We start from the raw sequence: 12769 nt of genomic DNA, 5'->3' as shown, positions 1-12769 counted from the left end.
TTGCACTTGGTGTTTCATTTGAATATCAACTGGTTCACAATAATGATAAGGATAATAACTATGAAGACAACAATAAAAGCTTTCGCGATCGTAGCCGGTACACTGTTTGCTGGTTCTGCCTTCTCTGCACAGGTTGTATGTGACGTTTACCCTAAATCCAATGGCAGCAGCTGGGGTAATGGCACGGCTAACTGTTCAGGCTTTGACTACTCATTCGGTAGAACAACCAATGGTCGTTATTATCTGAAAGACGTTACTAAGTCTATTCAGGAAGTACGTTGGGAAGGCGATGCGCAATGCACCGGTGGAACTAGCTGCAACGCAACGATTCGTGCGTACACCAGCAATAAAGCATCAGCACTGATCCTATACAAAGATGGCACCTGGGAAAGAACTAACACTGCAAGCGCGTTTTACGAAACAGGTCACTAGGGTATTGCCTGACATTGTCGCACTTATGCGGTTTGCACCGAAAATAGGACGCTAACAGTGTTAAAAATTTCTCATTTAGAACAACTAAATAGCAAAATTTTTGCCTTGTTATCGACCCTATTTTCTCGCCTCAAAATAGACCACTTAATTAAGCAAATTGGTATAAATAAGGAATATATCAATGAAAACAACAATAAAAGCGTTTGCCCTGGTAGCGGGAACATTCTTTGCGGGCTCTGCATTCTCTGCACAACTGGTGTGCGATGTATACCCTAAAAGTGGCGGCCACAGTTGGGGTAACGGCACAGCAAACTGCTCAGGTATTGATTTCTCGTTCGGCAGCTCTACGGGTGGACGTTTTTACCTGAAAAATGTCACTAAACCTATCGAAGAAGTGAGCTGGAGTGGAGATGCCCGTTGTTCTGGAGGCACTAGTTGTAATGTCACAATCCGTGCATACAGCAACACGTCCGCTTCGGCATTGATCCTGTACAAAGATGGTACCTGGGAGCGCACCAAGACTGCCAGTGCATACTACGAAACAGGTCATTAAATTCTACTCTAGAATCGGGGCCTCTGGCCCCGAATCATTTACTCACATTACAGCAGCCGTTTTACTCTTTAATGTTCACCTTGCTACCGTTTTTAGCCGATTTTTGCCCAAAGACGACTATTCAGTTTACCAACTTTCCCTATTCGTAAAATTGGCGCGTACGTAGGCGTAGAAGTTTCGTCACATTTATCTTTTCTCCTGCTCTGTGAATTTTCGTTATCCATCTCGATGTAAATGATTGATCTTGGTTAATGCTTGTGTTTATTTTGTTCTATATGTTCTTTTTTTGTTACTTTTTAGTGTTTGTGTTGTTATCTTTGTTTCCGGTGTAGGCCTGAGTAACAGGTTTACTTAACTAAAAAAGGAGGATTTAGAAATGGCGATACAGTATGAAAAAACCGACTTAGTTGCAGCGCAAGCTGCTGCGCGTGATTTTGTCAATGGTTTATCGGAAGGTTTGGCAGCGCGTCTGGTTGATGATATGTCGAAAGACAAGTTGAGTTTAGAGGGAGCAAGGCACCTACTTGCAGAGGCAATTACACGCAGAGTCCTTACAAACTACAATAAAGGTGGCGAAGGCCGAGATTCGTCTGATGATTGGGAAGGTCCGGTAGATATTGAAGCGGAAGTACGTGCTCTCAAATCAAATGGGGAAGCTAACCCAAATGAGTTATACGAGGGTCCGGATGCTCTGGCTCTGGCCGGTATGAGTGCTGGGGAGATGGGGTTTTATCTTGCTGATAAGCGTGAAACTTATGAGCGTTTGGTCAATACAGTGGGGGCATCCGTTGGTGATGCCGCGAATGCATTGTATAAGGTTGGTGTGATATCTGTTGGTGAGGCTGCTAGTAAAAAGGCATTCAGCGAGTTAGTTAAAACAAAGTCGGTCAGAAAAGCTATTGTGGCAGGTGTCAAAGCCGTTGGAACAAGAAGGGCGGTTGTAGCGATTGGCTTAGTACTCGCCGCAATTTTGATTTATTTCATTGTTACTAATGAAAAGAATTTTTATGGTGTGGTACTCAACTTAACTGAAACCAATTTAAATTGTGCTGACCATGACCGGTTTATGTATGCGGGTACTTTAGTTAGCTTTCCTCTAGATAAGGAAGATGGGGTCAATGCTGATGCGGTGAATATTAGGGGGGGCTCTATATCGTTTGATGATGAGGGTAATGATGTGGAAGCTTATTATGCAGGCACATACTTTGCCGAGAAAAAAATAGGTTTATTCGGTGCTGAAGGGATGTTTTCACTAACGCCGAAAGGGAAATCCAGTCCAAATTTAGCCATTCTGTTCTCATGTCCGTATTCCGCCAATAATGGTGTAAATTTGGAGACTAATATTCGTGGCAGTCAGTTGAGTGATAATTGGAGTCGTCTGCATCGTGCACGAGGCGCGCGTAAAGTTATAGAGCAAAATGGTATTCACGCCGAGTCAACAGTCGATAGCGTCAGAGGGTCAACACCAATTGGTTTGACGGTCATTCGCAAGTTTGACGCGTAATACTCAAATTGCCCGGCAACGGTTTCTTAATTAGTAGCTGGGCAATATCAACTTTCAGAAATGCCAGAAACACACAGGAGCGTACTCCCATGTATGATATTGACTCCCGACAACTTTTGAATGATATGGAAGCAGGTCTCGGCAATCGAATTTGTGATTGTTGTGAAGAAGATCTTGACGAGCAGCAGGCTATACAGGATATTGCCATCGCTTATGTCAGAAAGCTATCCAATAATTACAATCGACAAATTATCAGAAGCAAAGGTGCTGAGAGTGATTTAATTGACCTCAGCCAGCAGGAAGTTATGGTGAAAAATCTGGGGGATGCCTGTCCACCAGAAATGTACTCCAGACAACGTATGGAGTTTCTCAGAACATCTTCTGCTTATGAAGTTCACCACGGCTATGTTAAGCCCAAGCAATTTGCATTAGCCGCTCTGCAATATGAAGATAATCTCTCTGAAAATCATGTAGCCAATGCATTCCTTAGCATCAATTTGTTGGCTGTTGGTAGCCCTATGTCAGAAGAAGTAAAGCGAAACTTAGTACTCGGCGTCAGTATTGCGTCAGCCGTACTAACGGCCCTCACAGCAACAGGGGTAGGAGCTGTAATTGTGTTGGTCGCCGGTATTTTAGCACCTTTAATTTTGTGGTATGCACTTCGCACTAAGCGGGACTACTTGGGCATAATAGCCAACTATTCTACTACTAATTTGATATGCCGCGACTTTACAGCTAAGCAAGGCGATTTGCACATGCATGCTGGAAAAATGGAAACGTTTCCACGTACTACTCTCGATGGCGTAACTGCGAAAGAGGTCACTATCAGAGGAGTGGATGAAGGATTCAGTGATGACGGCGATATTATAGACCTGATATACATTGCACAGATATACGCCAGTAAGAAAGCAGGGTTTTTTGGCGCGGAAGGGGTGTTTGCGTTGCGGCCACTCGATAAAAATAGCCCCATATTAACTTCACTATTTGCCTCGCCCTATAAGTCCACACCGGGTGTTTACATCACAACTGGTATTTCAGGGTCTTCACTTAAGTCCAACTGGCACAATATGTGGGGTAAACGAGGCAGTAAGCATACGGTAAATTCGGGCGGCATAAGTGCTGAAATCAGTATGGACGCCAGTCAGGAGAAAAAAGTATTTGGCAAACTAATTATCAATGAGTTTGCTCCAGGGTAGTTTCTTTTTCAGATGGCAGGCAGAATTGCTTACCTGTCTGCTCATTTTAGAAGCGTTTTTATATGATTGGTTTTTACATCTTTTAGATGTATTTTTCACCGCAGACATTAGCTGAAAATATCGTAAATTCAAAACAACTCCCTATGCCAGACCAACTAGTTCAGTAAATTAAATATGTGGGATCGGTGAGAATGCCTAGCAAATTCTCTTTACTGTTGCACGATAAAAGGGCGTTAATTTAACGCTTGAAAGCGGGCCTGCATATCAAGGAGCTTATGATAATCTTATCGGGCAAAGTACTACATTTTATGCTAGAGCAAGCTTACATAGCATTACCAATAAAACGTGTCGTTCAGCCTGTAAGAGCGCAGGTGTATGCAGTTCGTCTTGTTCGGGCAATAATGCCGCAATCAGTGGCGGTCTGTACAAAAGGAGTGCTTATACTACTGACTGATTGCGCAGATTTGTAGTAGGCTTTGAATGATCCGATGTCATTTTTTGCACGCATTTTCAGCTTTGATGTGTTTAGTCATTGCCTTGCAACAGAGTATTTGTGGTGTTGTTGACTGTCACATGCTATTTCTTGTTGGAGTGATACTCTTCCAATACGGCTTTACCATCTTCCCAGCTAACGATAAACACCTTATGAAATTCATCCTCGCGAATACTGACAGTCTGTCCGCTCAGTAACTTTACCAGCTCCGGTGTGGTGTTACTGTGACCCGCAACCACAATGGTCCCCGAGTAGGTTTTGAGTTGCGTAGCAAAGTCAGCCAATGCCCGTGGGTCATACAATTGTACTGGTACTGAGGTCGCGGTGCTCAAAGGTGCTAGCGTCAGCCTTGTCCGGTTGTAATCTGTTGAAAATAAACGGTCCGGGTTCAAAGGGGCCAGCAAGGTGGCGAGTCTTTGTGCCCTTTGTTGGCCCTGTGGCGTGAGTTCAGGATCCTTCCCCTTCATTTTTTCTGCGTGGCGCATCAAAACAATTCGCTCTGGCTGCGCATAGACAGTAACCGAAGCGAGCGTTATCAGTATCAGGAGTAGGGTTTTCATTGTATTTCTTATCCTAAAAACGAAAGCCAACAGTGTGTCTAATTTTGTCCCTAATAGCAAATAACGCCAGCCAGGGTCGTCCTGTCCGCTTTCGGTGAACTGTCCGGTTTTGCTCAAAATAGCGGACACTTTTTCCGTCCGCGGACACTTTTCTTCATGTATAAAACTCACCAAGTCATTTAAAAACAATAAGTTAAAAGTTGGCATGACTCTGGTATTTATTTTACTAAACCGATGACAGGACACTTCGACATGCACAGGATAATGGCCTTGCCATTGAGCAATGTTGGAAGCCGAACCTGGCAGTAGCGAAGTGAATAAGACTAAGGAGTACCCATGATTAAAGACACCAGTCAACAGGATTTAGTGGTGAAACCCGCAAGAGTGAGCTGGAAAAAGGCAGTCGGTGCGATTGTACTGATTGGTGCTTTAGGCGCCACTGCTCGTGCCATCTCAATGGCTGATACAGCAGGTCGCTCATTTGAACTCAGTGCTTTGCAGGTCGCAACGGTGTCGCGAGGGGATTTTGTACGCGATATTTTGGCCAGTGGCAGAATTGTTGCTGCGAATGCACCTCAAGTTTATAGCCCGGAAGAAGGCTTTGTTGATTTGCTGGTAAAAGCGGGTGATACCGTGGCTGCTGGTGACGTCATTGCCAGGGTCGTCAGTCCGGCACTGACTAATGAGCTAAAACAACAGCAGGCTGAGCTGGCGCGTTTAAGCGATGGTCTGGCACGGGAGCAATTGGAGGTCAGACGTGAAACGTTGGCACTCAATCGCAGTCTGGAACTGGCTAAAGTGACACTGGATGCCGCTGAACGTGAAAATCGCCGGGCTCAGCTTTCCATTAAGAAAAACCTGATCAGCCAAATTGATCTTGAAGAAGCGGTAGACGAACTAGCGCGTGCCAGACTGAATTTCCGTCATGCCCAGCAGGAAGTTGCGCTGGGTAAAGATACTCTGGCGTTTGAGCTGGCTGCGGCGAGTAATCTGGTTGAACGACAGCAGCTGGTTGTGGAGGAACTTCAGCGTAAGGTAAATGCGCTGGATATCAATGCACCGGTGAGTGGATTAGTCGGTAATTTATTGGTACAGACCAAGGCAGCCGTCTCAGCCCAGCAGGCGCTGATGACCTTAGTTGATTTGTCTGCCTATGAAGCGCAACTGCAAGTGCCTGAAAGTTATGCTAATGAGCTCGGTCTTGGCATGAGTGTGGTACTGCAGGTTGGTGCCAGCGAAGTGTATGGTAAGCTCTCTGCGATTTCTCCTGAGGTCAGCAATCGGGAAGTGACGACCAGAGTACGTTTTGATCAAAGCGATATTGGCGGGATCCGGCAGAACCAACGTTTGTCCGCTCGCATCCTGTTGGATCACAAAGAAGATGTAATGAAAGTGCGCCGGGGTTCATTTATGAATGCAGGGGGACATGTCGTTTACCGCATTGAAGGTGAAGTGGCCACGCGTCTGGATGTGCGCACTGGGGCATCCAGTGTCAATGAAGTGGAAATATTGGATGGCCTGAAACCTGGCGATCAAATCATAGTGTCTAATTACGAACAATTTGAACAAGCACCTTTAGTGCAACTGAGATAAAAAAGGATAACAACAATGCTAGATATGAAAGCGATCAGTAAAGTTTATCAAACTGACATGGTACAGACTCATGCACTTCGGGATTTTAATCTGCATGTGGCTGAAGGAGAGTTCGTGGCTGTGACCGGCCCTTCCGGCTCAGGCAAAACCACTTTTTTAAATATTGCGGGCATGCTGGAGCCTTTTAGTGGCGGGCAGTATTGTCTGGACGGCGTCGATATTGGCAAGCTCAATGATAACGCCAGAGCCGATTTGCGAAACCAGAAAATTGGCTTTATTTTCCAGGGCTTTAACCTTATTCCAGATCTAAACCTGTACGAAAATGTTGAAGTTCCTTTGCGATACCGTGGTATTAAATCGGCAGAACGTAAACGTCGGGTAGAGGAGTGTCTTGAGCTGGTAGGCCTGGCAGGGCGCGCTAAACACTTACCTCAGCAATTATCCGGGGGCCAACAACAACGTGTTGCGATTGCCAGAGCGTTGGCCGGACGACCGCGCTTTTTGTTAGCGGATGAACCGACCGGTAATCTCGATAGTCTGATGGCACGTCAGGTAATGGAGTTACTGGAGCAAATCAACCGCGAGGGTGCAACCATTGTGATGGTAACCCATGATCCTGAACTGGCACGCCGGGCACCGCGCAATATTCAAATTGTAGATGGCCGGGTGACAGACTTTACCCTATATCAGGGCCGTTCATCTGAAGCGGCGATAGCAGCAGGAGGTTAATATGTTTGTCCATTATATTGATCTGGCCTGGCGCAGTTTGCGCCAAACACCCATGGTGACCTTCTTGATGATCTTAGCCATCGCAATTGGCATTGGCGTGACGATGACGACTTTGTCCGTATATCACATGATGTCTATGGATCCGATCCCACATAAGAGCGATCGTTTATTTGCGGTGCAATTACAAACGATGGATGACGGTGAAACTTGGCTAACAGATGACGACATTCCTTATCAGTTAACTTACCCGGATGCCATTAATCTTCAGGCGTTGCCTGGAGAGTTTGCGCGCGCGGCGATGATCCGCGCCGGGTTTTCCGTTCACCTTAATACACCAAGGAGTAAGCCCTTTATTGAAAATGCACGCGTAACCGGGCGCGACTTCTTTAGCATGTTTGACTTGACCTTCATTCATGGTGGAGCCTGGACAGAAGCACAATCACGTGATGCAGCACCTGTGGTCGTCATAGATGAGGAAATGGCGCAACAGTTATTTGGTAAGACAGACGTTGTGGGGGAATCGCTGTTTCTTGGTGAGCGTCGCCAGGAAATCGTGGGCGTGATACAAAAATGGCGACCAACCATTAAATTCTATGATCTGAACAATGGCAGCTTTGGTAAGGCAGAGCGACTGTTCGTCCCCTTCAGTCATGTGAAGGCCTATGACGTTGATACCTGGGGTAATACCAATGGCTGGAAATTTGAAGAAACCCGGGACTTTAATGACAAAATGAACTCAGAAATGCTGTGGATCCAGTTTTGGGTGCAGTTAGACACACCGCAGCAACGTCAGGCTTTTGGTGACATGCTGATGGCCTATATGCAACAGCAACAAAACCAGGGTCGTTTTAATCGTGATACGCTGGCGTATTCATTGCAGGACGTTAACGCCTGGATGAACTACAACGATGTTATCAGCGAAGACAATAAAATTCTGGTCGGATTAAGCTTTATGTTTCTCGCCGTGTGTGTGGCTAATATTTTGGGATTGTTATTGGCCAAGTTTATGCGCCGAGCCGCTGACGTGGGTGTCAGACGAGCGCTGGGCGCCAGTAAGCGACAGGTATTTTATCAACATCTGGTAGAAGTTGGCTTGCTAGGTCTGCTTGGTGGCACGCTGGGGGTATTGTTTGCACAGTTGGGCTTGCTGGGAGTTCGTCAGACCTATAACTATTACGAAGGCCTGGCCAATATGGATTGGGTGATGTTGCTCAGTGCACCCGCAATCGCGATTTCGGCCTGCATTGTGGCGGGGCTTTATCCGGCCTGGCTTGTGTGTCGAACTACACCTGCTACCCATCTGAAAGTGCAATAAAGGAGTGTCACATGTTTGAATTAAAACCGACCATTAACGCGCTGATGCGTTCTAAACTGGGGGCTGTGCTGTTAATCCTTCAGCTTGCAATCACACTGGCGATTGTTAGTAACGCGGTATCCATTATTCAGGACAGGATGACCTATCTCAATAAAGAGACGGGTTATCCGGAAGACGACATTTTTAAGTTCAATTCACTGAATTTTGACAAGCAATTAGACCTGCTGCAACAGGTGGAGCTGGATGAGCAAAGCTTGCGTGGTATCACCGGTGTTATCGATGCCGTTGCTATTAGCTCAGTCCCCTTGTCGGGCAGTGGTAGCTCAGGTGGCTTGCAGCTCAAACCCGAACCACAAGAGAGTAAAAGGTCTACTATGGGTTATGTCACAGGCGACGAGCACATCCTTAATACACTAGGTTTATCTGTCTCAGAGGGACGTGATTTTAACGAGGCTGATGTTGTCGTGATTGATGAAAGCGATGCCCGTCCTTCCGTCGTCATTGTCAGTCGCGCGCTGTCTGATGAGCTATTTGGAGCGGGTAAGGGACTGGGTGAAACTATCTATTGGGGCGCCGATCCACTAAGCATAATTGGTATTGTCGAAACCATGGCTAATCAGTGGCCTAAAAGTAGCTTTGGTGAGAAAGCGGCGATTATTCCTATGATCCGAGTGGGGAATTTCCAAAAGTACTTGGTTAGAACCGCGCCGGGAGCGCGCGCTCAGGTAATGCGTCAGATTGAAGAATTGATGTTGTCCAGTCACCGTGACCGAGTGGTGAGTGATATCACAGGATTAGATCAGAAAAAAGCACGTTACGATGCCAAGGATGTATTGATGATGCGCATGTTGATGACGCTGATTGTTGTGCTGGTGGTAGTCACCGCGTTAGGTATTTTCGGCTTGTCGACCTTTAATATCAGCAAAAGAACCAAGCAGATTGGCACACGTCGAGCGCTGGGCGCCAGAAAGTCAGCGATTGTGCGCTATTTTGTCGTAGAGAATGCGCTGATATGTACCGTGGGGCTCATGCTGGGAAGTGCTGCGGCAGTACTTCTTGGACAAAAGTTAATGCAGTGGTATTCCGTACCGGCGCTGGGTTACTCATTTATTGTCGTAACGGCAAGCTTACTATTAGTGATGAGCTTGCTGTCGGTGCTGATGCCTGCACTGCGTGCGGCGAATATTTCTCCAAGCATTGCGACACGGAGTGTTTGATTAAGGTCATATGATTTAAATCAGGCTGTCGGCGATAAGATATTTATTGTCGGAGCCTGAATAGATGATAAGTCAGATGGTTACTTGTCCCATGATTACTTGCTGATATTAAAGCGGAGCATGATACACTGGGAACAAGGAGTCATAATAATGGAAATGACAGACTCTACGGATACTATGCGAGCACAATAATAATGATGAATAAGATACTCGTCGTCGATGATAATCAGGCTGTGTTAGATGCACTTTCACTGCTGCTGGAACTCCATGACTATCAGGTCGAAACGGCCTTAACCCCCTTTGAAGCGCTTCAGATAGTGCGATACCAGCGTATTGCTTTGGTGATCCAGGATATGAACTTTACTGCCGACACAACGTCCGGAGAGGAAGGCAAAGCTTTGTTTCAGGAGTTACGGGCTATCAACCCGCATTTACCGGTGATCCTGATCACTGCCTGGACTGAGCTGGAAATGGCCATTGAGCTCGTTAAAGCTGGCGCTGCAGATTATCTGGCCAAACCCTGGGACGATCAGAAGCTCCTTACGTCGGTTGCCAATCTGATTGCTTTGGGTAGGGCAAAGGAGAAAAATGAGCAGCATGAGCGTATTGCGCAACAGCGTGAAGCGCTTAATGCTGATGCCGATCTGCGTGGCCTAATTTTTCGCAGTGGCGCAATGCAACGTGTTGTGGATATGGCGGTGCAAGTTGCGAGATCTGATGTGGCGGTCTTGATCACTGGAGATAATGGTAGTGGCAAAGAAAAAGTGGCGGAGATTATTCAGGCCAACTCAGCGCTAAAAACGGCGCCATTTATCAAAGTAAATGCCGGGGCTTTGCCACAAGAGCTTATAGAGGCTGAACTGTTTGGCGCAGAAGCGGGCGCATATACCGGCGCAAATAAACAACGTATCGGGCGCTTTGAAGCCGCCGATGGCGGTACTTTGTTCTTGGATGAAATTGGTAATTTACCGCTGTCGGGTCAGATGAAGTTGCTTAGAGTGCTTCAGACAGGGGAGTTTGAACGGTTGGGTTCAGTTGAAACCCGTCGCGTGAATGTCAGGGTTATCTCGGCCACAAATGCTGATTTGCTGGCTGACATCCAAAGTGGCCGATTTCGCCAGGATTTATATTATCGGCTCAATGTGATTGAGCTGAATTTGCCTCCGCTGAAGTCTCGTAGTGACGATATATTACCGCTTATCGCACATTTTTTACCTGATCGTGAACTGAGCCTGAGTGCAGAAAGCGCGCTGTTGAGTTATGACTGGCCTGGTAATGTCAGGGAGCTGGAAAACGCCTGTAAGCGTGCCGCTGTGCTTAACCCGCAGGGGGTATTGGAAGTCAGTGACTTCGGCTTGCAACAGGTAAGCTCGCCTGCCCAGACATCTGAACCGGGTAAGCAAGAGCCCGGAAAAGCTGAGCTTGAGGCGGCGATGCGGCAATTTCAAGGGGTGATAGCGAAAGTGGCGCGCCATTTTGGCATGAGTCGGCAGGCCTTGTATCGGCGGCTGCAAAAACATGGTATCGATTATTAAATGAAGATGCCTGGACTCTCTATCGCGCATAAACTTTATCTGGCGTTGGCTCTGACCCTGACAGTCGTTAGTTTACCCTTGTTGAGCTTGGTGGCATGGCAAACCTGGATAGCGGCTTTACTGACAGCAATTTTGCTGGGGCTCACCATACTTCGACTGCTAACCCGCAAGCTATTTGCTGGTTTGCAGGCACTGGAAAGTGGTTTACTGAACTTTAAAGACAGCGACTTTTCAACTTTACTGGCTTATCAGAATGACGATGAATTGGGCAGGTTGTGCCAGTTATATAATGAATCGGCTGCGCAACTCAGGGATGAAAAACAGTGGATTTATCAACGCGAGTTAATGCTGGATAAAGTGCTGCATAGCGCACCTCAGGTATTGTTGCTGACGGATGATAAGGGCATTGTGGTGTTTTCAAATCACAGTGCAAAGGCGCTGCTTAATTGCGAGCATAACCTTGAGGGTATGAAGCTGGAAGAGCTCGCTCAGCAAGCAAACCCGGCTTTGTATCATGCTTTGTCGGAAGCGGCGGATGGATTGTTTGAATTACAGCGTAATGAAGACGACAAGCAGACCTGGCATTTGTCAAATGGTGAGCTATTACTCAATAATCAGTTTCATCGGCTGTATATCTTTAAGCAGCTTACTCGCGAGTTGAATCGTCAGGAAGTTGCGGTGTGGAAGAAGGTGATCCGCATTATTAGTCACGAGTTAAATAACTCGCTGGGGCCAATTTCTTCGATGCTTCACAGTGGTAAAATACTGGCCAATAAGTTGCAGGATACACGGCTTGAACGGGTTTTCTCGACCATAGATGAGCGGATCCGTCATCTGACCGAATTCGTGCAAGGGTATGGAAAATTTGCCAAACTTCCTACCCCGAGACTGGCCCCTGTCGAATTGCCTGAGCTGCTGGCACAATTGCAAGCCCATTGGCAATTTAGTTATACGCAAACGGACACTCTGCCTCAGAGCCGGCAGCTGCGTGCTGATGCGGCTCAATTGGAACAGCTACTGATTAATTTACTCAAGAATGCCCATGAGTCTGGCGGTGCCCCGGATGCGGTCGGGATTGAGGTAGGCTTTTCGACCCAGCATGTTCAGATCCGTGTTGTTGATTCCGGGCAGGGAATGACAGAGCATATTATGGCCAATGCCTTAATTCCATTTTACTCTACTAAATCAAGTGGCACAGGTTTAGGCCTGGCATTATGTCGCGAAATCGTGGAAGCACACCACGGCCACATCCAGTTAAGAAACCGCGCTCAGGGCGGGCTGTGTGTTGAGATCCGTCTGCCGCTCACCACTATCTGATTGGGGGTCTGGGCGGTCCGGGCAGCCCTTTACCTTTTCCAGCCAGGAGATTGTGTTAGCGGCAATAACTATCGTACCAGATACCACTAGACTGGCTGCACTGACTAAGCCGAAACCAGCTAAAACCAGAGCGCAAGCATCGCCCCGGCACTGGTTGACGGCGTGCATTTGTGTGCTGGTCAGTGTTTTCTTTTGCAACATCATTTTGCATTTCGGGTCGTAATATTGCGTTTCTTGTGGGGCAAACATACAACTACCGACAAAGAATATACTCAGGAACCACAGGCCCGAAATGGATTTTAAACGTGTCATGTGGACCTCTATT

Annotated in this window: 12 protein-coding genes; 10 read left to right on the top strand and 2 right to left on the bottom strand. The window is 46.9% G+C overall.

Features of this window, described 5'->3' with window-relative positions:
- Positions 1-60: 60 nt before the first annotated feature.
- From MHN31_RS01695 to MHN31_RS01680, 4 genes are all read left to right on the top strand, one after another.
- Positions 61-432 (top strand): hypothetical protein, encoded by a 372-nt coding sequence (locus MHN31_RS01695; protein WP_239443285.1) that lies wholly within the window; start codon positions 61-63, stop codon positions 430-432.
- 181 nt (positions 433-613) lie between these two features.
- Complete coding sequence (locus MHN31_RS01690) at positions 614-985, top strand: hypothetical protein (protein ID WP_239443284.1); 372 nt, start codon at positions 614-616, stop codon at positions 983-985.
- 376 nt (positions 986-1361) lie between these two features.
- Positions 1362-2489 (top strand): hypothetical protein, encoded by a 1128-nt coding sequence (locus MHN31_RS01685; protein WP_239443283.1) that lies wholly within the window; start codon positions 1362-1364, stop codon positions 2487-2489.
- 89 nt (positions 2490-2578) lie between these two features.
- Positions 2579-3685 carry a hypothetical protein gene (locus tag MHN31_RS01680; RefSeq protein WP_239443282.1) on the top strand — a complete coding sequence of 369 codons (1107 nt, stop codon included), beginning with the start codon at positions 2579-2581 and terminating at the stop codon, positions 3683-3685.
- A 576-nt stretch (positions 3686-4261) separates the two neighbouring features.
- On the opposite strand, the gene MHN31_RS01675 is transcribed toward MHN31_RS01680, so the two are convergent.
- Positions 4262-4738 carry a phosphoglycerate mutase family protein gene (locus MHN31_RS01675; protein WP_239443281.1) on the bottom strand — a complete coding sequence of 159 codons (477 nt, stop codon included), beginning with the start codon at positions 4736-4738 and terminating at the stop codon, positions 4262-4264.
- 336 nt (positions 4739-5074) lie between these two features.
- On the opposite strand from MHN31_RS01675, the gene MHN31_RS01670 reads away from it, so the two are divergent.
- The 6 genes from MHN31_RS01670 (at position 5075) to MHN31_RS01645 (ending at position 12444) form a co-directional block, all read left to right on the top strand.
- Positions 5075-6331 carry an HlyD family efflux transporter periplasmic adaptor subunit gene (locus tag MHN31_RS01670; protein WP_125557467.1) on the top strand — a complete coding sequence of 419 codons (1257 nt, stop codon included), beginning with the start codon at positions 5075-5077 and terminating at the stop codon, positions 6329-6331.
- 15 nt (positions 6332-6346) lie between these two features.
- Entirely contained in the window at positions 6347-7060 is a 714-nt protein-coding gene (locus MHN31_RS01665; RefSeq protein ID WP_125557465.1) for an ABC transporter ATP-binding protein, read from the top strand.
- A 1-nt stretch (position 7061) separates the two neighbouring features.
- Positions 7062-8375: an ABC transporter permease gene (locus MHN31_RS01660; RefSeq protein ID WP_239443280.1), complete on the top strand. Its 1314-nt coding sequence runs from the start codon at positions 7062-7064 to the stop codon at positions 8373-8375.
- A gap of 11 nt (positions 8376-8386) precedes the next feature.
- Complete coding sequence (locus tag MHN31_RS01655; protein ID WP_125557461.1) at positions 8387-9592, top strand: FtsX-like permease family protein; 1206 nt, start codon at positions 8387-8389, stop codon at positions 9590-9592.
- Between the two features lie 197 nt (positions 9593-9789).
- Entirely contained in the window at positions 9790-11127 is a 1338-nt protein-coding gene (locus tag MHN31_RS01650; protein ID WP_125557903.1) for a sigma-54 dependent transcriptional regulator, read from the top strand.
- Complete coding sequence (locus MHN31_RS01645; protein WP_239443279.1) at positions 11128-12444, top strand: ATP-binding protein; 1317 nt, start codon at positions 11128-11130, stop codon at positions 12442-12444.
- Here the strand turns inward: MHN31_RS01645 and MHN31_RS01640 are convergent.
- Positions 12382-12756 carry a hypothetical protein gene (locus MHN31_RS01640; protein WP_239443278.1) on the bottom strand — a complete coding sequence of 125 codons (375 nt, stop codon included), beginning with the start codon at positions 12754-12756 and terminating at the stop codon, positions 12382-12384. The two genes, MHN31_RS01645 and MHN31_RS01640, sit on opposite strands and share 63 nt — an antisense overlap.
- Positions 12757-12769: the final 13 nt, after the last annotated feature.

This window comes from Pseudoalteromonas sp. McH1-42, from assembly GCF_022347845.1.
Lineage (GTDB): Bacteria > Pseudomonadota > Gammaproteobacteria > Enterobacterales > Alteromonadaceae > Pseudoalteromonas > Pseudoalteromonas rubra_D.
Note: the sequence above shows the minus strand (reverse complement) of the source record. Positions and strands in the feature narration are given on the sequence as shown.